The organism is Microbacterium cremeum, from assembly GCF_015277855.1.
In the GTDB taxonomy this organism is placed as follows: Bacteria; Actinomycetota; Actinomycetes; order Actinomycetales; family Microbacteriaceae; genus Microbacterium; species Microbacterium cremeum.
Window position 1 is genome coordinate 1,145,630 of record NZ_CP063812.1, and the last position, 20,788, is coordinate 1,166,417.

Below are 20,788 nucleotides of genomic sequence, written 5' to 3' on the forward strand. Positions count from 1 at the left end.
GCGGTCGTCAGGCGGCGAGGGAGTCGGCGTCCAAGATCGTGTAGGCGTAGCCCTGCTCGGCGAGGAAGCGCTGGCGGTTCTGTGCGAAGTCCTGGTCGACGGTGTCGCGGGCGATGAGGGTGTAGAAGCTCGCGGTGTGGTTCGACTGCTTCGGGCGCAGCAGGCGCCCGAGGCGCTGGGCCTCCTCCTGGCGGGAGCCGAACGATCCCGACACCTGGATGGCGACGGATGCCTCGGGCAGGTCGATCGAGAAGTTCGCGACCTTCGACACCACCAGCACCGAGATCTCTCCCACGCGGAACGCCTGGTACAGCTCTTCCCGCTCGTCGACGGGGGTCTGGCCGGTGATCTTGGGTGCGTTCAAGGCCTCGGCGAGGACGTCGATCTGGTCGAGGTACTGACCGATGATGAGGATGCGCTCGCCCTCGTGCCGCTCGACGAGGCGTCGAACGACGCCGATCTTCGCGGGCGCGGTCGCCGCCAGCCGGTACCGCTCGTCATCGGCGGCGGCGGCGTACTCGAGGCGGTCGCCCGCCGGGAGGTCGACCCGCACCTCGTAGCAGACCGCGGGCGAGATGAAGCCCTGCGCTTCGATCTCCTTCCAGGGCGCGTCGAACCGCTTGGGACCGATGAGGCTGAAGACGTCGCCCTCGCGGCCGTCCTCGCGCACCAGGGTCGCGGTGAGGCCGAGGCGGCGCCGCGCCTGCAGGTCGGCGGTGAGCTTGAACACCGGCGCCGGGAGCAGGTGCACCTCGTCGTACACGATGAGGCCCCAGTCCAGCGCGTCGAGGAGCGCCAGGTGGGCGTACTGACCCTTCCGCTTCGCGGTGAGGATCTGGTACGTCGCGATGGTGACCGGCTTGATCTCCTTCGCCTGGCCCGAGTATTCCCCGATCTCCTCGGCGGTGAGCGACGTGCGCTTGAGCAGCTCGTCGCGCCATTGCCGCGCGCTCACGGTGTTGGTGACGAGGATCAGGGTCGTGGTCTTCGTCTCGGCCATCGCCCCGGCGCCCACGAGGGTCTTGCCCGCGCCGCAGGGGAGGACGACGACGCCCGAGCCGCCCTCGGTGAAGATGTCGACCGCCTGGCGCTGGTAGGGGCGCAGGTGCCACCCGTTCTCGGCGAGGTCGATCGGATGCGGCGTGCCCGGCGTGTAGCCCGCGAGGTCCTCGGCGGGCCACCCGATCTTCAGCAGCTCCTGCTTGATGTGGCCGCGCGCCCAGGCGTCCACGACGAACACGCCGGGGGAGGGGTGGCCGATCAGCAGCGGCTGGATGCGCTTGTTCTTCGACACCTCCGCCAGCACCGCGGCATCCGTCGACCGCAGGATCAGGTCGCCGCCGGTGCCGTCCTCGGCGACCGGTGTGCGCTCGATCACGAGGCGCCCGTAACGGCCGACGGTCTCGGCGATGTCGATCGACACCGACGGCGGCACCGGGAAGCGCGACCAGCGGTCGAGCGTGGCGAGCATGTCGTCGGCGTCGTGACCGGCCGCACGCGCGTTCCACAGCCCGAGCCGCGTGATGCGGTAGGTGTGGATGTGCTCGGGCGCGCGCTCGAGTTCGGCGAAGATCGCCAGCTCGTGCCGCGCGCTCTCCGCATCGGGGTGCGCGACTTCGAGGAGCACCGTGCGGTCGCTCTGGACGATGAGGGGGCCGTCAGCCATAACGTGCCAGTCTACCGGTCGCCCTCGCCAGGTGGCTCGGGAGGCCGCGCTCACGCGGAGTGGACGCTCACGATGCTCGATACAGGAAGCGTCCGCTCGATGTCGGCGGCGCGATCGCGGCCGCGCAGGCGCCCGCCGCCGAGGCCCGACGCCTCGAGGGTGAACGACCGCTCCGCACCGTCGGGCATGCGCACCACCACGATGATCTCGGAGCGCCCGCGCACGGCCTGCTCGAGCTCGCGCTCGAGCCAGCCGGCCTCGCCCTCGGTGCCGTGGCCGCCGCGGAGGGTCTCGATGAGCCGTGAGTACGTCTCGGCAGGGGTGGCGTTCGGCTCGGAGGTGACGGCCGTGGTGCGGCGGTGCACGGACTCGGGGGCGCCGGACTCGCCGAGCGCGACCACGGGGTACCGTGCGTCGGCGAGCGACCAGTACACCGCGTCGCGGGCGACCCGCGTGACGAGATCGCGCCCTTCCGACACGAGCCCGAGCGGGCGCAGGGCCTGATCGATCGCGATGGCGTCCAGCAGGCTCATGTCGGGACTCTCCACCCGCGTGCGCCCCGTGGTGCCATCGCCGCGCACGCGCACGAGACCGTGGCGCGCCGCCGTGCTCTCGATGAGATAGTCCAGCGGCTGCGGGATGCCGGTGAGCGACAGCTCGGAGAGGAACTCGCGCACCGAGGCCGCCGTCTCGCCCTCGGTCATCCCGGCACCCAGTGACGCGGCGGTGAACCGGTACGTCGAGGCCTGTGCGCGCGACTCGCGCACCGCGACGGAGCGCAGCCTGAGGTCGAGCGCGGGCGCGAGCGGTCCGGGTGCGATCGCGGTCAGATCGGCCTGCAGGTAGACCCGGTCGATCTCGGCGGGAAGGTGCGGCGCCATGGTGGCGGCGTCCGCCGGTGCGCCGGTGCGCAGGGCCGTCGTCCACGCGAACTCGGCGCCGTCGGCGCCGAACAGGCCCCACAGCACGCCGATGCGTCGCAGCCGGTCGGCGCGGGCGGGCCATTCGTCGTCGAGGGGATACGCGTCGCGCCAGAGCGCAGGCGCGACGAATCCTCCGTCGGGAGTGCGGATGCCGCTGGGCAGGCCGGCGCGGAAGCCGTCGGCGATGGCGGTCCACCGCCCGGGGGTCGAGGTCTCGAGCCACGTCTCGCCGGCGGTCGTGACCACCCACTCGCGGTCGTGCGCGACGGCCAGCCGGGCCGCGGCTGCGGACGCGAGCAGGTCTTCGAGGTCGTCGACGGCCGCGATCGCGCCCGTCTCCGCGAGGCGGCGGCGATCCACGGCGCTGACCGATCCGGCGCCGGTGCGCGCGAGCGGGCTGTGCAGGCACGCCAGCAGCACGTCGGCGAGCGATCCTGCAGTCGTGAAGGCGCGTTCGGCGGCCGCGGCCGCGGCCACCGTGGAGGCGGGAGCGGGATCGGCGCCGAGGTCGGCCGTGGCCGCGACCGCGTCCGGACGCGTGCGGGCGATGAGCGCGATCCGGTCGGCCACCGCGCCGAACGGATGGCCCTCGTCGTCGACGAGCCCGAGCCGCATCGCCGCCCCGGCCGGCGCAGCGGTGCCGGTGGCGAGGGCGGCCAGTTCGCGCCGCTCCAGCCGCGTCAGCGCCCGGTCGAGCGACGACGGATCGAGCAGACCCTCTGCCGCGTCGAAGAAGTCATGCCAGCCGATCTGCGGCGAGACGCCTCGGGCAGCCAGCGTCTCCGCCAGCGCGGCATCGCCGCGAGCGGCGAGCCACGTCGCGAGGGCGCGCGCATCGGAGACCAAGCGGTCAGCCCCCGCGGTTGGCCCGCGCCCTTCGGACGAAGCTCATGATGAGAACCGTGAGCAGGAGGACGAACGCCACGATCGGCGCGATGTAGACCAGCACCCCGATGAGGGGCCAGATGCCGGTGCCCATGTCGGCGCCGGACGAGCTGCCGATCATGATCGCGAAGAAGCTCACGATCGAGAGCACGAGAAGGCCCAGCGACATGAAGGCGAGGACGCGATCGATGCGGCGGACCGGAACGTCACCGGGGGTGTTCGTGCTCATCCGCTCCAGCCTACCCGCAGGGCCGCACCCGGCGGCGCCGTGGGTCGCGTAGGGGGATGGGCGGCACGGCGTGGCGGTAGGCTACTGGCGTGGGGACGGACCGTGTCTCCGCATTCGTCATGCTCTGTTTCGCCCGCGACGAGTCGCGAGGCGCCGTCTTCAGCGAGGTTCCGATGCCCACCGGCAAGGTCAGGTTCTACGACGAGGAGAAGGGCTTCGGCTTCATCACCTCCGATGAGGGTCAGGACGTCTTCCTGCACGCCACCGCCCTGCCCGCCGGCACGCCGCCGCCCAAGACCGGAACGCGGCTCGAGTTCGGCATCGCCGACGGCAAGCGTGGTCCGCAGGCGCTGTCGGTGCGCGTGCTCGAGGCGCCGGTGAGCCTGGCGAAGCGCTCCCGCAAGCCGGCCGACGACATGGCGATCATCGTGGAAGACCTCGTGAAGCTGCTCGACGGGATCGGCGGCGACCTGCGCCGCGGCCGCTACCCCAGCGGCTCGCACGCCAAGAAGGTCGCCGCGGTGCTGCGCAAGGTGGCCGAGGAACTCGATGCCTGATCCGGCCGAGAACGCCGAGAACGTCGAGGACACCGAGGGCCGCGAGGTCGTCGAGGGTGCCGACGAGCGCCAGGACGAGACGGTATCGACCGGCGGCGGGGAATCCGCGGCGCCGGAGTCTTCCGAGGCCGAGCTGCTGCCCGATCCCGCCCTCATCGAGGCGCACGACCTGGCGCTCGCCGCTCTGCGCGAGATCACGCCGGCCGCGACGATCGGCGACCCCGCCGGATACCGGGTGGAGGCGGACGGCGTGGTGTCGCTTCGCTTCGCCAACCGGCTCGCCGGCTACCCGGGCTGGTACTGGACGGTGAGCCTCGCCCGCGTCGAAGGCGCCGAGCCGACCGTGCTCGAGGTCGAGCTGCTTCCCGGCGACGACGCGCTGCTGGCACCCGAGTGGGTGCCGTGGGCCGTCCGCCTCGCCGAGTATCACGCCGCACAGGCCGCGCTCGCCGAGGCCGCGCGTTCCACCGGCGCCGAGGACGACGAGGACGACATCGACGAGGACCTCGACGACGTCGACGACCTCGACGCCGCCGACTTCGACGACGACGGATCGCCGATCCTCCACGCCGGCGACGTCGACGGCGTCGACATCGACGAGCTCGACGCGTCGGACGAGGACGAGGATGACGAGGACTCGGACGACGAGAACTCGGGCGACGCGGACGACGAAGACGACGAGGACGACGACGACGAAGACGAGGACGAGGACGACGACGACGACGAGTCGGACTGACGTTCAGCGGAGGGCTCGAGGCGTTTCGTCTCGGTCGCTGGCGCTCCCTCGCTCAACGGCCGGTGGGGGGTGCCCGGTCGTTGAGCGAGCGGAGCGAGACGAAACGCGCCGCGCGGAATGCTCAGTTGCGCTCGGCGACGGTTTCCGCTCCGATGGCCGCCGACACCACGAACCGCGCGGTCAGCAGCGCCTCGTCGCGTGAGGACGGACCGACGAGCAGCTCGAACTCACCCGGTTCGACGGCGCGGCGGCCCGCGGCATCCACGATCGTGCACTCCGCCGCGGCGACACTCACCTCGACGTCCGCGGTCTCGCCCGGCTGCAGCTCGACCTGCCGGTAGCCCTTGAGCTCCTTGTCGGCCCAGCTGACCGAGGTCACGCTGTCGCGCACGTAGACCTGCACGATCTCGCGCACCGGTCGTGCCCCCGTGTTGCGCACCGAGACGCGTGCCCGCACGACGTCGCCCTCGCTCACCGTCTCTTCGACGATCCGCAGGTCGGAGTACTCCACCGTCGAGTAGCTCAGTCCTTCGCCGAACGCGAAGGCGGGGCTCTGCGTGAGGTCCGCGTACCGGTTGCCGTGCTGGCCGCGGATCTGGTTGTAGTAGATCGGCAGCTGCCCCGCGTGCCGTGCGAACGAGATCGGCAGGCGTCCGGTGGGTTCGATCAGCCCGAGCAGCAGCTCGGCGACGGCCTGGCCGCCGCGCATGCCGGGATTGGCGGCCCACACGAGCGGGCGGTCGGCCACCGTCTGCGGAAGCACGTGCGGCTTGGACGCCAGCAGCACCACCACCAGCGGCGTGCCCGTCGCCGCCAGCGCCTCGAGCAGCGCGAGCTGACCTCCGACGAGCTCGAGCGTCGCCGTCGAACGGCCCTCACCCACCAGCTCGATGCGGTCGCCCACGACGGCCACGACGTAGTCCGCGCGCTCGGCCGCTGCGACCGCGTCGGCGAGCAGGCGGGCATCGGGCGGCGTGGGCACGACCACCTGCGGGCGCGGCTGCCCGTCGGGGAAGAACGCGCCGGCGGGGTCCTCTTCGAGGGTCAGGATGCCGGCGCCCGGGGCGTGCTCGATGACCCAGTCCGCGGGGGCGTGGGCGCGCAGACCGTCGAGCACCGTCGTGATCGTCGCGCGCGGGTGCCCGTCGGGCATCCAGTCCACCTGGCCCGACGACCCGGCCCAGTCGCCCAGCTGCGTCTGCGCGTCGTCGGCGAGCGGGCCGACGACGGCGATGCGCCGCGGACCGCTGTCGGCGGGGAGCGCGCGCCCCGCGGCATCCGGGATCAGGCCGCCCGCCAGCGGAAGCGTGCCGTCGTTGCGCAGCAGCACCAGCGAGCGCCGTGCCATCTCGAGGTTCAGCCGGGCGTGCGCGGGGGCCGCGACCTGCTCGCGGATGCGCGTCGCGTCGGGCAGGCGCGGATCCTCGAAGAGCCCGAGCTCGAACTTCAGCAGCAGGATGCGCGTCACCGCTCGGTCCAGCGCGTCCTCGGCGACCAGCCCGCGCTCGAGCGCCTCGCGGGCCCCCTCGAAGAAGCCGGGCGTCGTCATGATCATGTCGTTGCCGGCGCGGACCGCGGCCGCGGCGGCATGCGCGTAGTCCGGCTGCACGCGCTGCTCCCACACCATGCGCCCGACGTTGTCCCAGTCGGTGATGAGCGTGCCGGAGTACCCCCATTCCCCCCGCAGCACGTCGTTCAGCAGCCAGTCGTTGACCGTGATCGGCACGCCGTCGGTCGACTGATAGCCGAGCATGAAGGTGCGGCATCCTTCCTTCGCCACTCGCTCGAAAGGCGGAAGGAACCATGAGCGGAGCTTGCGCTGCGAGATGTCGGCCTCGCTCGCATCGCGCCCGCCCTGGGTCTCGGAGTACCCGGCGAAGTGCTTCGCCGTCGCGAGGATCGCCGTCGGGTCACCGGGTCCGTCGCCCTGGTATCCGCGCACCATCGCCGAGGCGAGCTCGCCGATGAGGAACGGGTCCTCGCCGAACGTCTCGTTCACCCGGCCCCAGCGCAGATCGCGCGCGATGCACAGCACCGGCGAGAACGTCCAGTGGATGCCGGTGGCCGACACTTCGATCGCGGTCACCCGCGCGACGCGCTCGACGAGATCGGCATCCCACGACGCCGCCATCCCGAGCTGCGTGGGAAAGACCGTGGCACCCTCCCAGAACGAGTGACCGTGGATGCAGTCCTCGGCGACGAGCAGCGGGATGCCGAGCCGCGTCTGTCGCGTGAGCTCGCGGGCTCGCAGCACGCGCTCGGGAGAGGCGTGCAGGATCGAGCCGGCGTGCATGCGCAGCACCTGGTCCTCGAGGTCGTCCCGCGCGTCCAGCTGCAGCATCTGGCCGATCTTCTCCTCGAGCGTCATGCGGCCGAGGAGGTCGGCGATCCGGTCGGCGACAGGCAGCGAGGCGTCCAGATAGGCAGGGCCGTCGTGGCCCTGCTTCTCGAGGGGGCGCTGGATATCGGTCACTGGTTCTCCTGTCGGGATGTCGCGGGCGCGGTGCGGACGGCCGTGACGGTGTCGTTGACGTTCATGCCCTTTTTCTTGAGGGCGCGGGCGCGCTCGCCCGCCGATCGCAGGCGGGGGTTCACGTACTCGTCGATGCCGAAGTTGATCAGCGAGAGCGCGACGCCGATCGCGGCGATGCACAGGCCGGGAGGCATGAACCACCACCACTGGCCCTGGCGGAACGCCCCCTGCGCGCTCGCCCAGTTGAGGATCGTGCCCCAGTTGTACGTGGTCACCGGGATGATCCCGATGTACGAGAGGGTCGTGAGGCCGATGATCGCGGCCGTCACCGTGCCCACGAAGCTCGCGGCGATGAGGGCCATGAGGTTCGGGAGCATCTCGACCGTGATGATGCGGCGCAGCGGCTCGCCGTTGGCGCGGGCGGCCTGCACGAAGTCGCGGCTGCGCAGCGACATCGTCTGCGCACGGAGCACGCGCGCGCCCCAGGCCCAGCCGATGAGGCCGAGCACTCCCGCGATGAGGATGAGCGGCGGATCATCGAACATCGAGGCCACGATGATGATCAGCGGGATGCCGGGGATCACGAGGAACACGTTCGTGAGCGCCGAGAGCCCCTCGCTGCGCCAGCCGCGCAGGTAGCCCGACATCACGCCGACCACGATCGCGATGACGGTGGCGATGATCGCGGCGAGGAAGCCCACGACGATGACGCCGCGCGTGCCGTGGATGACCTGGCTCAGCACGTCCTCGCCGATGTGGGTCGTGCCCAGCCAGTGCGCCGCGGACGGAGGCTGGAAGCGCGCCGTGTTGTCGACCTTCGTCGGCGAGTACGGCGCGAGCACGTCGGCGAAGATCGCGACGAGCACGAAGAATCCGAGGATCGACAGACCGGCGATCGACTTCCGGTTGCGGAACATCGCGAAGGCCGAGCCCAGCTTGGACCAGAACGTCGGCCGTCGGGGCGCTCCCGCCTTTCCGGCGGGGACGGCGTTGCGGACGGTGGCGGTCGCGGGCGTGTGAGCCGGGCGCTGGGCCGTGGTGTCGTTGACGATGGTGTCCATGCTCAGGCCTCCGTCTGGCGCGTGCGCGGGTCGAGGAATCCGTAGGCGATGTCGGCCAGCAGGTTCGCCAGCAGCACCGAGATCGTGAGCACGAGGAAGACCCCCTGCATCAGGGCGTAGTCCTTCGCGTTCGTGGCGTCGAGCAGCAGCTTGCCGACGCCGGGATAGCTGAACACCACTTCCATGACGATCGTGCCGCCGACGATGAATCCGAGCGCCAGCGCGAAGCTCTGGATCTGGGGCAGGACGGCGTTGCGCGCCGCGTAGCGCCAGAGCACCCTGCTGTTCGGCATGCCCTTGGCCTGCGCGACCGTGACGTAGTCCTCGTCGAGCACCGTGAGCATCATGTTGCGCATGCCGAGCATCCAGCCGCCGAGCGAGGCGATGATGATCGTCGCCGCGGGGAGGAAGCCGTGGTGGACCACCTCTCCGATGAACTCCCACGACCACTCCGGTGCGACTCCGACGCCGTACGCCTTGCCGATCGGGAACCAGCCCAGCGTCACCGAGAACACCGAGATCGCCAGCAGGCCGAGCCAGAAGTACGGGATGGTGCTGAGGAAGGTCGTGATCGGGATGAGCGCGTCGAGCCGGCTGCCGCGGCGCCAGCCGACGATCGCGCCGCCGATCGTGCCGATCGCGAACGCGATGAGAGTCGCGAAGCCGACCAGACCCACGGTCCAGATCAGCGACTGGCCGACCACCTCGGTGACCGGGCGCATGCCGTGCAGCAGCGAGATCCCGAGGTCGCCGCGAAGGAGCAGACCCCAGTAGTCCAGGTACTGCTGCCAGAGGGACGTGTCGTTGTCGAGGCCGAGCAGCGCGCGCAGCGCCTCGGCCGCCTCGGGCGTGACGTTGCGGTTGCGGGCGAGGTACGCGGTGACCGCGTCGCCCTTCATCAGGCGCGGGAGGAAGAAGTTGATCGTGATCGCGGCCCACAGCGTGAACAGGTAGAACAGGGCGCGGTTGCCGAGGAAGCGCCACGGGATGCGCACGCGGCCCTTGACGGCGCCGGCGGCGGTCGTTCCCGTCTCCACCGCATCGAAGTCCGGGGCCGGGAGCTGGGGGGCGACGGCGCTCACTTCTCACCTCCGAGGATGCCGGCTGCGTGCGCGAAGAAGGAGTCGGGATCGGGGGATGCCGCGCGCAGCTCTTGGGTGTAGGGGTTCTTCGGGTGCAGGATCACGTCGTCGGCGGGACCCCGTTCGACGACGCGGCCCCGGTTGAGGACGAGGATCTCGTCGCTGAAGTGGCGGGCGGTGGCGAGGTCGTGCGTGATGTACAGCACGCCCAGCCCCTCTTCGCGCTGGAGGTCGGCGAGCAGGTTCAGCACCCCGAGGCGGATCGACACGTCGAGCATCGAGACGGGTTCGTCGGCGATGAGCAGTTTCGGGCGGGATGCCAGGGCACGGGCGATCGCGACGCGCTGGCGCTGACCGCCCGAGAGCTCGTGCGGCCGGCGGTCGATCACCGCGTCGGCGTCGAGGCGCACGCGGGTGAGGAGGCGGCGCGCCTCGTCGTCGAGCTGGTCCTTCGGGACGACGTCGTCGAGCTGGAGCGGCCGCTGGATGGCGTAGCGGATCGAGTGGTACGGGTTGAGCGACGCGAAGGGGTCCTGGAACACCATGCGCAGCTGCTGGCGGTACGCGCGCAGTCCCTTGCCGCGGCGGGGGATCGGCGCGCCGTCGAGGCGCACCTCGCCGCTCGTGGGCGACTCGAGCTGGGTGAGGATCTTGGCGATGGTCGACTTGCCGCTGCCGGACTGGCCGACGAGGCCGATGGTCTGGCCCGAGCGGAGTGTGAAGCTCACGTCGTCGAGGGCCTTGAACTGGCCGGCGCCGCGCACGGAGTAGACCTTGGTGACGGAGTCGAACTCGAGGACGGTCATCGGTGGACCACCCCCCTGGCTCCGGTGAGTCTCGGGAACGAGGCGAGGAGCGTCCGGGTGTAGTCGTCCTGAGGGTCGGTCCAGATGCGTTCCGCCGTGTCGAGCTCGATGATCTCGCCGTCGCGCATGATCGCGATGCGGTCGCTGATCTCGAGCAGCAGGGGGAGATCGTGGGTGATGAAGATCACCGAGAACCCGAACTCGTGACGCAGGTGCGAGATCTGTCGCAGGATCTCGCGCTGCACGAGCACGTCGAGGGCGGTCGTCGGCTCGTCCATGACCATGAGCTGCGGGCGCAGTGCGAGCGCCATGGCGATCATGACGCGCTGGCGCATGCCGCCCGACAGCTCGTGCGGGTACGAGCGGTAGCGCTGCGCGCCGACCTTGACGATCTCGAGCAGCTCGATCACCGCCTCCCGCCGCTGCGACCGGGAGAGGGACGGGCGGTGGACCTCGAAGACGTCCTCCAACTGCGAGCCGATGGTCGCGACCGGGTTGAGCGAGTTCATCGCGCCCTGGAAGACCATCGAGATCTTGTCCCAGCGGAACCGGCGCATCTCCTCGGCTGCGAGGCCGTTGACGTCGATGTCCTCGCCGGACGCGTCGTGGAAGACGACCGAGCCGCTCGTGATCACGGCCGGAGGCTTGAGCAGGCGCTGGACGCCGTAGGCGAGCGTCGTCTTGCCGCATCCGCTCTCTCCGGCGAGCCCGAGGATCTCGCCGCGCTGGAGTTCGAGGGTGATGTTCTTGACCGCCCGCACCGGGGGATCGACGTCGTAGACGACCGAGAAGTCGTCGACGGAGAGCAGCGGGTCTCTCATCGTTGGGGGCTCGCTTTCGTGAGGGGTGACGTGCAGGCGGGACGGATGCCGCAGCAGCAGTGTGACGTGCAGGCGGGACGGATGCCGCAGCATCCGTCCCGCCTGCGGTCTGTCAACCGGCGGGCTGCAGCTTCGTGAGGATCTGCACGATCGCGGGCTGCGTCGGGTCGGCCGAGGCGTACTGGTCGTCCTCGGACGGCCAGCCGACGTAGTTGCGCGTGTTGAACTCACCCAGGAGCGGGTGCGCACCCAGCGGGATGGCCGGAACGTTCTCGACGAAGGCCGTCTGGATCACCGCGAGAGCCGCCTCACGGTCGGCGTCCGTCGCCGCGTTCGCGTAGGTGTTGAGCGCCTCGGTGACCGCGGGGTCGTCGAAGCGGCCGAAGTTGAACGCCGCCTTGTCGTCGACGATCCACTTCGGGTCCATCGTGGACGTGTAGAGACCGTAGGCGTTGCCGGTGTCTTCGAGCCAGTGGATGATCGCCTGGAAGGTGCCCTCCTGGCGAGCGGCGTCCCAGCCGCCCCAGTCGGGCTGGTCGACCTTGACCTCGATACCGAGGCCCTCCTTGAGCTCTTCGGCGATGAGCGCCTGCTCGGTGTTCCAGTCGCTCCAGCCCGCGGGGACCGAGATCGAGAACGAGACCGGCTCGCCGTCCGGGTCGATGAGCTTCTCGCCCTCCCACGTGTAGCCGGCGTCCGTGAGGATCTCACGGGCCTTGTCGACGTCCACGGAGTAGTCCTGGCCGGCGTACTCGGGGATGACCTCGTCCTCGAGCAGCGCGCCGAGACCGGTGACGCTCCAGACCGCCTCGCTCGCGCCCTCGCGCGCGATGTCGACGTAGGCCTGACGGTCGATCGTCCACGCCAGCGCCTGGCGGAGCGCCGGGTCGTTGAACGGCTTGGTCTGCAGGTTCATGAACAGCGTTCCGGCGCCCGCGGTGGGGGAGGCGAGGAACTTGTTGTCGGGGTCTGCCGACAGGTAGCTGTCTTCGATCTGGGGGATGAACGCCTGCGCCCAGTCCGCCTCGCCGGTCGCGAGCGCGGTGGTGAGGGCGGCGTTGTCGCCGTACGAGACGTAGTGCAGCTCGGGCACGGCCAGCTCGCCGCCCCAGTAGTCGGGGTTCGCGGTGAGGGTGACCGACTCGGTCGTCCACGAGTCGAGCACGTACGGACCGGTGCCGACGACCTGGCCCTCGCCGGTGAGCGGGTCGGTGTTCGGGTCTTCGATCTCGCTCCAGATGTGCTCGGGCACGATCTGGAAGTGCAGCACGCGGGCCTGCTGGGTGTACTTGGAGCTGTTGAAGTCGATGGTGACGGTGTCGCCGTCGACGCTCACGCTCTTGATGTCGAGCGCGTTGGTGTCGTTGAGCTTGCCGTCGAGCACCTGGGTGAACGAGAACGCGATGTCGTCGGCGGTGAAGTCCTCGCCGTCGCTCCACTTCACGCCGCTGCGTGCCGTGACGGTGAGCTGGGTGTAGTCGTCGTTCCACTCCACGGACTCGGCCAGCCACGGGGTGGTGCCGAGGTCGCCGGTCGGGTTCACCAGTGCGAGCGACTCGAAGAGGACCTTGCCGTAGCCGTACTTCGAGGCGGAGGAGTCGCCCAGGTAGGGGTTGTTCGACTCGGTCGTGATCGCCCCATCGGGCTTCGCGATCGTGAGCGCCGCGGTCCCGGCGGCGTCGTCGCCGTCGTTGCCGCTCCCGCCGGCGCAGCCGGTGAGCACCAGCGCCGCGGCGACGCCGACGGCGGCGAGGGATGTTCTGAGCCTCATTGCTTCTCCTTGTTGTGGGTGCACGGCAGCGTGTTCCCCGAGTGGACGACGCTGTCGAGGTGATTGCGGAATGAACTTACAATCAAGTAAGTAACTATGCAAGCGTGGCGTCGCACCGGGGCGCCGAAGCCATGCGTAGACTCTCAGTCGCTGTCGGCGAAAGTCTCGATCGTCAGCACGGAAAGAGGAGGTGCCGGCTATGGCGAGTCCGCGTCGGCAGCCGCGCTCGCGCCCCGAGACTCTGGCGAAGCGGCGCGACATCCTCGACGCCGCCGTCGAGATCTTCGGCAGCAAGGGGTTCACCGGCGGCACCCTGCAGGAGATCGCCGACCAGGTCGGCATGACCCACGCCGGCATCCTCCACCATTTCGGCTCGAAGCACGAACTGCTCCTCGAAGTGCTCCAGCACCGCGACGAGACCGATGTCGCCGATCTCGAAGAGCAGCACATCCCCGACGGCATGGCGCTGTTCCGCCACCTCGTGCGCACGGCGTTCGTCAACGCGCATCGTGCCGGCATCGTGCAGGCCTACGTCGTGCTGTCGGCCGAGTCGGTCACCGACGATCACCCCGGCCGTGAGTTCTTCCAGAAGCGCTACGAGACCCTTCGCTCCGAGGTCGAGCACGCGTTCCGGGTGGTGTGCGCCGAGCGCGGCGTCACGGCGCCCGAGACGGTCGACCTCGCGGCGGCGAGCATCCTCGCCGTCATGGACGGTCTGCAGGTGCAGTGGCTGCTCGCCCCCGACGCGGTCGACCTCGCCCGTGCGAGCGAGTTCGCGATCGAGGCGATCGTCTCGTCGGTGCTGTCGCCCGTGCCGTCGCCGCTGGCCGACGACGCGCAGGCGCATCAGCCGAGCCGCTCCACCGTGTAGTCGATGCAGCGGATGAGCTGACGCACGTCGTCCGGCTCGATCGACACGAACGTCGCGATCCGCAGCTGGTTGCGCCCGAGCTTGCGATACGGCTCGGTGTCGACGATGCCGTTGGCGCGCAGGCTCTTGGCCACGGCCGCGGCATCCACCGACTCGTCGAAGTCGACGGTCACCACGACGGGGGAGCGGTCCGCGGGGTCGGCGACGAAGGGCGACGCGAACGCGGATGCCTCTGCCCAGTCGTACAGCGCCTGCGACGACTCGCGCGTGCGGGCGTCGGCCCACTGCAGCCCGCCGCTGCAGTTGATCCAGGAGAGCTGTTCGTTCAGCAGGAACAGCGTCGCGAGCGCGGGGGTGTTGAGGGTCTGGTTCAGGCGCGAGTTGTCGATCGCCTGCTTCAGGCTCAGGAACTCCGGGACGTATCGACCGGATGCCGCGATCCGCTCGATCCGCTCGATCGCGGCCGGCGAGACGAGCGCGAACCACAGGCCGCCGTCGGATCCGAGGTTCTTCTGCGGCGCGAAGTAGTACACGTCCGCCTCGTGGGCCGAGAAGTCGATGCCGCCCGCGGCGCTCGTGGCGTCGATGACGGTGAGCGCGCCCTCGTCGCCGCTCACGCGCCGGACGGGCGCGGCGACGCCGGTCGAGGTCTCGTTGTGCGGCCACGCGTAGACGTCGACGCCCGCGACGGGCTCGGGGGTGGTGCTGGTCCCCGCGGCGACCTCCCGGACGTCCGGCGCCTCGAGCCACGGCGCCTTCGCGGCTTTGGCGAACTTGCCGCCGAACTCGCCGAACACCAGGTGTTGGCTGCGCTTGTCGATGAGCCCGAACGCGGCGGCGTCCCAGAACGCGGTCGACCCGCCGTTGCCGAGGATTACCTCGTACCCCTCGGGGATGCGGAACAGCTCGCGCAGGCCGGCACGCGCGTGGCCGACGAGGTCCTTGACCGGCGCCTGCCGATGAGACGTGCCCAGCAGCGCCGCTCCGCGGCCCGCGAGCGCCTCGAGGTGACTGGGGATGATCTTCGAGGGGCCGCAGCCGAAACGACCGTCGGCGGGAATGATCTCCCGGGGCAGGACGACATGGGGCTGCGCGGTATGGGGCATGCCTCGATTCTACGGAGCGCCGCGAGCGCCGCTTCTCGCGTGACGGACCGCGGGGCCCGGCATCCGTCCCTTCCTTTCTTTCTCCTCCTACCCCTCGACGCACCGTCAACAGGTCAACCGCGCTTGCGCAGGACGCCCGCGCGCGTGATTCCCCTGTAGAGGCGCGGTTGACCTGTGCAGCCATCCCTCCACAGTCGGCGAATGGATGCCGCATGCGCAGGTTGTCCACATGTCGCGGTGTCCGCGTTCACGGCGGGATCGGTGGCCGCACACGATACGGAGATGGGCGACGTGATCGAGGCGGTGATGTCACGCGGCGGCGTCGTGCACGGCACAGTGCTGGTGGAGGCGGGGATCACGCGGTACCGGCTCCGCGCGGCAGTCTCTGCAGGGGTCCTGCTGAGCCCGCGGCGCGGGTGGCTCGCCCTCCCCGATGCGGACCCCTACCTCGTGGCCGCCGCCCGTGCCGGCGTGGTGCTCACCTGCGTGACGCAGGCGAAGCGGAGGGGGCTCTGGGTGCTTGCCGAGGACGGACCGCATGTCGCCGCTCCGCCTTCGGCGTCCCGGCTGAAGCTGCTGAACGACAAGACGACGGTCCATTGGGCGGTGCCCGTGCAGCCGCGGCCGTTCGGCGCGCTGGAGGACGGCATCCTCAACACGCTGACGGCGGTCGCCAACTGCCAGCCCTTCGAGGCGGCTCTCGCCGTCTGGAACTCGGCGCTCAACGGCGGATTCGCGACGAAGCAGGAGCTCGCGCGCCTGCCGATGCGCCCCGCCGCGCGGCGGCTGCTGGAGGCGGTGACACCGTTCGCGGATTCCGGACTCGAGACCATCTTCGCCGTCCGGCTGAAGTGGCTGCGCCTGCCGCTCAGAGCCCAGATCTGGATTGGCGGTCACCGAGTGGATTTCCTGCTCGGGGAGCGCCTCGTCGTGCAGGTCGATGGTGGACACCATGTCGGTGCGCAGCGCGCCGAGGATGTCGCGCACGACGCTGCGTTGATGCTGATGGGGTACCACACCATCCGAGTCACGTATGTGCAGGTGATCGAACGCTGGCACGAGGTTCAGGACCTCATCATGCACGCGGTCGCACAGGGACTGCACCGCGCAGCCTGAGCCCGGGCAGCCGCAGGCCGCAACCCGTAGCCGCAGGTCGGGGGCGCGATCGCACGTCGCACGCGGGGGGCGCACGTCGCGCGCGGGGGGCGCACGTCGCTCGTGCAGGGCGCGCGTCGCTTCAACAGGTCAACCGCGCTTGCGCAGGAGATCTGTGCGTGTGGTTCTCCTGCAGAGGTGCGGTTGACCTGTTGAAGTGAGTAGGCGTGCGGGGAGTGGATGCCGGCGGCCGGGCTCGCGCCGCGCCGTGACGCCCCGCATCCGTCCCCGTCCCGCATCCGTCCCCGTTCCGCTCGCGCCCCGCGCGGCGCGCGCCGGGCGGGGACAGCCGCGCGGGACAGCCGCGCCGGGCGGGGCGCGCCGGGCGGGGGCGCGCCGGGCGGGGACAGCCGCGCTCGCGCGAGTTGTGCAGGCCGCGGTGTCGATGGCAGAGGATAGGCTGTCCTTGCCCCTTCCGACATCGAGGACACCGCGACATGACCGACCTGATCGACACGACCGAGATGTACCTCCGCACGATCCTCGAGCTCGAAGAGGAGAACATCGTTCCGCTGCGGGCACGCATCTCGGAGCGGCTGGGCCATTCGGGGCCGACCGTGTCCCAGACGATCGGGCGCATGGAACGCGACGGACTCGTCGTGGTCTCGGAGGACCGCACCCTCGAACTCACCGATGCGGGCCGCCAGAAGGCCGTCGACGTCATGCGCAAGCACCGCCTCGCCGAGCGCCTGCTGTCGGATGTCATCGGCCTGGACTGGGCCTATGTGCATGAAGAGGCCTGCCGCTGGGAGCACGTGATGAGCGAGCAGGTGGAGCGCCGTCTCGTCGAGCTGCTGGGCCACCCCACCGAGTCGCCCTACGGCAACCCCATCCCCGGCCTGGACCAGCTGGGCGACCTGCCCGCGAACGGGTTCGAGCAGGGGGTCGTCGGCCTCGTCCGCCGGCTCAACGACGCCGGCGAGCCCATCTCCGGCACCGTCCGCCGCCTCGCCGAGCCGGCTCAGGTCGACCCCGAGCTGCTGCAGCAGCTGAAGGGCGCCGGCGTCGTGCCGGGCGCGAGCGGCGACTACCGCTACAGCGAGGGCTACGTGCTGGTGCAGATGCACGGCAGCGACGAGGGGCTCGAGCTCCCGGTCGAGGTCGCGTCGCACATCTTCCTCGTCGACGAAGCACGCTGATCCAGACGGATGCCGCGACCCGCGGCATCCGTCACTGCCGGCGCGTGTCGCGCGGGGTACACAGGTCCTCCAGGGGACTTGCCAGGCGCGTGGCGTGACATATTCGTTACCTTCGGGTAGCCTCGAACAGTCCACCAGGCGAGAAGCCCGCCGACCGGACCCCGCGTGGATTGCCTCATCGGCTCGTCGTCCACATGTGGTGAAACCCGCACGTCGTGCCCCGACACCGAGTGCTGACGAGCTAGCGCCGCACGGCGCAGAGGCGCCGGAGGACCCAGTTTGGCTGAAGAGATCGAGTCGCACGCGAACGCGTCAGAGAACGCAGCGACGAGTCCCACTCGTCGCGAGCGCCATCGCAAGACCCCCGCGCGGCGACCGCACAGCACTGTGCCTGCGAAGACCGCACCCCCGGCATCCGTCGCGCGTTCCACCGCGCCGAAGAAGACGAGCCGGGTCGCCAAGCCGCTGCGCAGCCTCGTGATCCTGAGCATGGTCGGCGGACTCGTCGCGACCGTGGCGATCCCCGCCTTCGCGTCCGGTTCGTGGCGCACCGAGACCGAGCCGGTCACCCTGCAGCAGATGGCGGTGGATGACGCGCAGGAGTTCGTCGCCGCATCCGACGCGACCTCGACCGAGCTCTCGCGCGAGAGCTACTCGGCGACCACGGCCGAGGAGATCGAGAAGAAGAAGGCCGAGGAGGCCGCCGCCGAGCGTGCCCGGCAGATGGCGAAGCTCGCCTCCGCCTCGTCGATCGGGACGAACATCGCCCTCACCTCGCCCGGCAGCGGCGAGGTGCGCTGGCCCGTCCTGAACTTCACCAAGGGCCGCGGCCTCTGGGACTCGGGCTACCACCAGGGCGTCGACCTGCTGGCGAACTGCGGCGAGCCGATCTACGCGGCCGCGGCCGGCGTCGTCAAGGTGTCGCAGGAGAGCCACGGCGGCTACGGCGTCGCGGTCACGATCGACCACGTCCTGGGCGGCCAGCGCGTGAACACCCTGTACGGACACATGACCTACGGCAGCCGTCAGGTCGCCTCGGGCCAGACGGTCGAGGCGGGTCAGCTCATCGGGCTCGTCGGCAGCACCGGCAGCTCGACCGCGTGCCACCTGCACTTCGAGGTGCACATCAACGGCTCGGTCGTCGACCCGTGGGCGTGGCTGCAGACGAACGCCGGCTGACCTCGTCCCGCTGACGTCGATGCCCCCGCCCGCTCGCCGGGCGGGGGCATCCGTTCGCCGACACGCTACGCGCCGTTCACGGCCGTTGCGGCCCCTGCCCGCCGGACGTGCGTTAGCCTGAGATCCGACGCTGAGAGAGCGGAGGGAGCCGATGGGCTGCACACCACGCATCCGAACCATGGATGCGCTTGGACGCCTCGTCCTTCGGCATTGCACGAGCGGATGCCGCGGCATTGCCGTGGCGCCAGGGCGCTGTCTGTGAGACAGCGCCTTTTTTCATGCCCCTGAGCCCTCGATCGTCGAACGTTCGAATCACCGGGAAGCCGTCCCGGCCGTTCGAGAGGATGATCAATGCGCACACTGGTGCTCAACGCGGGCTATGAGCCGCTCGCCGTCGTGTCGTTCAAGCGGGCGCTCGTGCTCGTGATGAACGAGAAGGCCACCGTCGTCGAACACACCGAGGCCGATCCGGTGTGGGGGACCAGACGCTCCTACGAGCGCCCGGCCGTGATCATCCTGACCCGCTACGTCCGGGTTCCCGGCGGCCGCCACGTGCCGGTGACCCGACGGGGCGTGCTGCGCCGCGACAACCACCGCTGCGCGTACTGCGGCAAGTCGGCGTCGACGATCGACCACGTGCTGCCTCGTTCGCGCGGCGGCGGCGACTCGTGGGAGAACCTCGTCGCGTGCTGCCTGCGTTGCAACAACGTCAAGGGCGACCGCACGCCGCAGGAGATGAACTGGGAGCTGCGCTTCACGCCGGTCCCGCCGCGCGGCGGGCAGTGGACGGTGCGCGGCACGGAGCGCACCGACCCGCGCTGGGAGCCGTACCTCGCGCTCGCCGCGTGACAGCCGGGTTCAGCGTTCGTCGAGGATCCGCAGCCAGCGGGTGAGCACGGACTCGAGGGTCGAGGCATCCGTCTCGCCGAGCTCGTCGATCAGCCGGTGCTCGTTCGCGAGGTGGGCGGTGAAGGCGCGGTCGATGAGGTCCTTGCCCTCCGGAGTGAGGCGCACCAAGCGGCGGCGGGCGTCGGATGCCGCGGCCCGCCGTTCGACGAGCCCTCGTGCTTCGAGCCGGTCGACGCGCTTGGTGAGGCCGCCCGTGGTCACGAGCGTGTGGTCGGCGAGCTCGCCGGCGGCCCGCTCGTAGGGGGCGCCGGCGCGGCGCAGCGTCGCCAGCACGTCGAACTCGCCCTCGGTCAGGCCGTACTGGCCGTAGACGGCGACGAGCCGCTCGGTGAGCTCGAGGGCGACGCGGTGCAGGCGGCCGATGACTCCCTGCGGCGACGGGTCGAGGTCGGGTCGTTCCCGGCGCCAGGCCTCCTGGATCTCACCGACGCGGTCCAGGCGTTCGTGATCGGGGGCTGCGTCGTCGGCCATACGGAGATTGTATCTTCCCAGTAAGATAAAGTGTCTTCCATGGAAGATAAACGGTGGGCCTGGATCGCGCTGACGGCGATCGCCCCGATCGCGTGGGGCAGCACGTACGTCATCACGCGCAACCTGCTGCCGCCCGAGGCTCCGCTGTGGGGCGGAGTGCTGCGGGCCCTCCCGGCGGGGCTCATCGTGCTGCTGCTCGCGCGGCGGCTCCCGCACGGTTCGTGGTGGTGGCGGTCGTTCGTGCTCGGCACGCTCAACGTCGGCGGCTTCTTCGTGCTGGTGTACGTGGCCGGGCAGCGGCTGCCCTCGAGTCTCGCGGCGACGCTGATGTCGGCATCCGCCGCGGGCATGCTGCTGTTCGCGTGGCTGCTGCTGCACCGCCGGCCTCGGCTCACCGCCGCCCTCGGCGCGGCGGTCGGGCTCGTCGGCGTCGTCGTGATGCTGGGCTTCGACGCGGCAGGGGCCGACCCGTGGGGTGTCGCCGCGTCGCTCGGCGCGATGGTGGCGTCATCGCTCGGGTTCGTGCTGACGTCGCGCTGGGGTGCGGACGTGCCTGCGCTGCCGATGACCGCGTGGCAGCTGATCGGCGGGTCGATCGTGCTGCTCCCGGTGGCGCTGGTCGTGGAGGGGGGACCGCCGGCTCTCACGGCGCCCTCGGCACTGGGCTTCGCGTACGTCACGCTGATCGCGACCGCGCTGGCGTACGTCGCGTGGTTCTCGGGCCTTCGCCGCCTCTCGCCCGGCGTGGTCGGCGTGGTCGGCCTCCTCAATCCGGTCACCGGTGTCGTGCTGGGCGTGGTGCTCGCAGGCGAGGCGTTCGGAGTGCCGCAGGCGGTGGGGGTCGCGCTCGTGCTCGCGGGGATCGCTCTCGGTGCGATGCCGCCGCGGCCCGCCGCGGCTCCTGCCGCGGGTGCTCGAGAGCTCGCGGAGTATCGAACATAACTGTCG

At 70.6% G+C, this 20,788-nt stretch carries 19 protein-coding genes; 8 read left to right on the plus strand and 11 right to left on the minus strand.

What is annotated here, in order from left to right:
- Positions 1–7: 7 nt before the first annotated feature.
- The 3 genes from IM778_RS04965 to IM778_RS04975 are packed head-to-tail and all read right to left on the minus strand — an operon-like array spanning position 8 to position 3,703.
- Entirely contained in the window at positions 8–1,666 is a 1,659-nt protein-coding gene (locus IM778_RS04965; protein ID WP_194410959.1) for a DNA repair helicase XPB, read from the minus strand.
- A 50-nt stretch (positions 1,667–1,716) separates the two neighbouring features.
- A complete protein-coding gene (locus IM778_RS04970; RefSeq protein WP_194410960.1) occupies positions 1,717–3,435 on the minus strand; it encodes a helicase-associated domain-containing protein in 1,719 nt (572 codons plus the stop codon).
- A 4-nt stretch (positions 3,436–3,439) separates the two neighbouring features.
- Positions 3,440–3,703 carry a multidrug ABC transporter ATPase gene (locus IM778_RS04975; protein ID WP_194410961.1) on the minus strand — a complete coding sequence of 88 codons (264 nt, stop codon included), beginning with the start codon at positions 3,701–3,703 and terminating at the stop codon, positions 3,440–3,442.
- Positions 3,704–3,876: 173 nt separating this feature from the next.
- Between IM778_RS04975 and IM778_RS04980 the strand changes: the two genes are divergently transcribed.
- Entirely contained in the window at positions 3,877–4,260 is a 384-nt protein-coding gene (locus IM778_RS04980; protein ID WP_194411732.1) for a cold-shock protein, read from the plus strand.
- Positions 4,253–4,996 carry a DUF3027 domain-containing protein gene (locus tag IM778_RS04985; RefSeq protein ID WP_337905421.1) on the plus strand — a complete coding sequence of 248 codons (744 nt, stop codon included), beginning with the start codon at positions 4,253–4,255 and terminating at the stop codon, positions 4,994–4,996. The genes IM778_RS04980 and IM778_RS04985 overlap by 8 nt, the downstream gene beginning before the upstream one ends.
- 121 nt (positions 4,997–5,117) lie before the next feature.
- Here IM778_RS04985 and IM778_RS04990 read toward each other — a convergent pair whose 3' ends face one another.
- The 6 genes from IM778_RS04990 to IM778_RS05015 form a co-directional block, all read right to left on the minus strand.
- The gene (locus tag IM778_RS04990) at positions 5,118–7,469 is read right to left on the minus strand and encodes an exo-beta-d-1,3/1,6-glucosidase (protein ID WP_228484755.1); all 2,352 of its coding nucleotides are present in this window, start codon (positions 7,467–7,469) and stop codon (positions 5,118–5,120) included.
- Positions 7,466–8,530: an ABC transporter permease gene (locus IM778_RS04995; RefSeq protein ID WP_194410962.1), complete on the minus strand. Its 1,065-nt coding sequence runs from the start codon at positions 8,528–8,530 to the stop codon at positions 7,466–7,468. The genes IM778_RS04990 and IM778_RS04995 overlap by 4 nt, the downstream gene beginning before the upstream one ends.
- A 2-nt stretch (positions 8,531–8,532) precedes the next feature.
- Positions 8,533–9,612, minus strand: a complete 1,080-nt coding sequence (locus tag IM778_RS05000; RefSeq protein ID WP_194410963.1) for an ABC transporter permease — start codon at positions 9,610–9,612, stop codon at positions 8,533–8,535.
- Positions 9,609–10,418: an ABC transporter ATP-binding protein gene (locus tag IM778_RS05005; protein ID WP_194410964.1), complete on the minus strand. Its 810-nt coding sequence runs from the start codon at positions 10,416–10,418 to the stop codon at positions 9,609–9,611. Before IM778_RS05005 ends, IM778_RS05000 begins: the two co-directional genes overlap by 4 nt.
- Complete coding sequence (locus IM778_RS05010) at positions 10,415–11,239, minus strand: ABC transporter ATP-binding protein (RefSeq protein ID WP_194410965.1); 825 nt, start codon at positions 11,237–11,239, stop codon at positions 10,415–10,417. The genes IM778_RS05005 and IM778_RS05010 overlap by 4 nt, the downstream gene beginning before the upstream one ends.
- A gap of 112 nt (positions 11,240–11,351) precedes the next feature.
- A complete protein-coding gene (locus tag IM778_RS05015; RefSeq protein WP_194410966.1) occupies positions 11,352–13,010 on the minus strand; it encodes an ABC transporter substrate-binding protein in 1,659 nt (552 codons plus the stop codon).
- Positions 13,011–13,209: 199 nt separating this feature from the next.
- Here IM778_RS05015 and IM778_RS05020 point away from each other — a divergent pair, with 199 nt between their 5' ends.
- Positions 13,210–13,881 carry a TetR/AcrR family transcriptional regulator gene (locus tag IM778_RS05020; protein ID WP_194410967.1) on the plus strand — a complete coding sequence of 224 codons (672 nt, stop codon included), beginning with the start codon at positions 13,210–13,212 and terminating at the stop codon, positions 13,879–13,881.
- Here IM778_RS05020 and serC read toward each other — a convergent pair.
- Positions 13,857–14,987 (minus strand): phosphoserine transaminase, encoded by a 1,131-nt coding sequence (gene serC / locus IM778_RS05025; RefSeq protein ID WP_194410968.1) that lies wholly within the window; start codon positions 14,985–14,987, stop codon positions 13,857–13,859. The genes IM778_RS05020 and serC overlap by 25 nt on opposite strands.
- 282 nt (positions 14,988–15,269) lie before the next feature.
- On the opposite strand from serC, the gene IM778_RS05030 reads away from it, so the two are divergent.
- The 4 genes from IM778_RS05030 (at position 15,270) to IM778_RS05045 (ending at position 19,309) form a co-directional block, all read left to right on the plus strand.
- A complete protein-coding gene (locus tag IM778_RS05030; protein WP_194410969.1) occupies positions 15,270–16,103 on the plus strand; it encodes an endonuclease domain-containing protein in 834 nt (277 codons plus the stop codon).
- A 476-nt stretch (positions 16,104–16,579) separates the two neighbouring features.
- Positions 16,580–17,281 carry an iron-dependent transcriptional repressor DtxR gene (locus IM778_RS05035; RefSeq protein ID WP_194410970.1) on the plus strand — a complete coding sequence of 234 codons (702 nt, stop codon included), beginning with the start codon at positions 16,580–16,582 and terminating at the stop codon, positions 17,279–17,281.
- A gap of 387 nt (positions 17,282–17,668) precedes the next feature.
- Complete coding sequence (locus IM778_RS05040) at positions 17,669–18,460, plus strand: M23 family metallopeptidase (protein WP_337905422.1); 792 nt, start codon at positions 17,669–17,671, stop codon at positions 18,458–18,460.
- A 351-nt stretch (positions 18,461–18,811) separates the two neighbouring features.
- Positions 18,812–19,309, plus strand: coding sequence for an HNH endonuclease (locus IM778_RS05045; RefSeq protein ID WP_194410972.1), 498 nt, complete (start codon positions 18,812–18,814; stop codon positions 19,307–19,309).
- A 9-nt stretch (positions 19,310–19,318) separates the two neighbouring features.
- On the opposite strand, the gene IM778_RS05050 is transcribed toward IM778_RS05045, so the two are convergent.
- Entirely contained in the window at positions 19,319–19,840 is a 522-nt protein-coding gene (locus IM778_RS05050) for a MarR family winged helix-turn-helix transcriptional regulator (protein WP_194410973.1), read from the minus strand.
- A 39-nt stretch (positions 19,841–19,879) separates the two neighbouring features.
- On the opposite strand from IM778_RS05050, the gene IM778_RS05055 reads away from it, so the two are divergent.
- Positions 19,880–20,782, plus strand: coding sequence for an EamA family transporter (locus IM778_RS05055; protein ID WP_228484756.1), 903 nt, complete (start codon positions 19,880–19,882; stop codon positions 20,780–20,782).
- Positions 20,783–20,788 lie beyond the last annotated feature (6 nt).

Excerpts from the sequence above, each read along its gene's own strand:
- IM778_RS04965 (WP_194410959.1), bottom strand. The coding sequence starts at position 1,666 with ATGGCTGACGGCCCCCTCATCGTCCAGAGCGACCGCACGGTGCTCCTC.
- IM778_RS05035 (WP_194410970.1), top strand. The coding sequence starts at position 16,580 with ATGACCGACCTGATCGACACGACCGAGATGTACCTCCGCACGATCCTC.
- IM778_RS05020 (WP_194410967.1), top strand. The coding sequence starts at position 13,210 with ATGGCGAGTCCGCGTCGGCAGCCGCGCTCGCGCCCCGAGACTCTGGCG.
- IM778_RS04975 (WP_194410961.1), bottom strand. The coding sequence starts at position 3,703 with ATGAGCACGAACACCCCCGGTGACGTTCCGGTCCGCCGCATCGATCGC.
- IM778_RS05005 (WP_194410964.1), bottom strand. The coding sequence starts at position 10,418 with ATGACCGTCCTCGAGTTCGACTCCGTCACCAAGGTCTACTCCGTGCGC.
- IM778_RS05050 (WP_194410973.1), bottom strand. The coding sequence starts at position 19,840 with ATGGCCGACGACGCAGCCCCCGATCACGAACGCCTGGACCGCGTCGGT.
- IM778_RS05015 (WP_194410966.1), bottom strand. The coding sequence starts at position 13,010 with ATGAGGCTCAGAACATCCCTCGCCGCCGTCGGCGTCGCCGCGGCGCTG.
- serC (WP_194410968.1), bottom strand. The coding sequence starts at position 14,987 with ATGCCCCATACCGCGCAGCCCCATGTCGTCCTGCCCCGGGAGATCATT.
- IM778_RS05030 (WP_194410969.1), top strand. The coding sequence starts at position 15,270 with ATGGGCGACGTGATCGAGGCGGTGATGTCACGCGGCGGCGTCGTGCAC.
- IM778_RS04980 (WP_194411732.1), top strand. The coding sequence starts at position 3,877 with ATGCCCACCGGCAAGGTCAGGTTCTACGACGAGGAGAAGGGCTTCGGC.
- IM778_RS05045 (WP_194410972.1), top strand. The coding sequence starts at position 18,812 with ATGCGCACACTGGTGCTCAACGCGGGCTATGAGCCGCTCGCCGTCGTG.
- IM778_RS04995 (WP_194410962.1), bottom strand. The coding sequence starts at position 8,530 with ATGGACACCATCGTCAACGACACCACGGCCCAGCGCCCGGCTCACACG.
- IM778_RS04985 (WP_337905421.1), top strand. The coding sequence starts at position 4,253 with ATGCCTGATCCGGCCGAGAACGCCGAGAACGTCGAGGACACCGAGGGC.
- IM778_RS05010 (WP_194410965.1), bottom strand. The coding sequence starts at position 11,239 with ATGAGAGACCCGCTGCTCTCCGTCGACGACTTCTCGGTCGTCTACGAC.
- IM778_RS05055 (WP_228484756.1), top strand. The coding sequence starts at position 19,880 with ATGGAAGATAAACGGTGGGCCTGGATCGCGCTGACGGCGATCGCCCCG.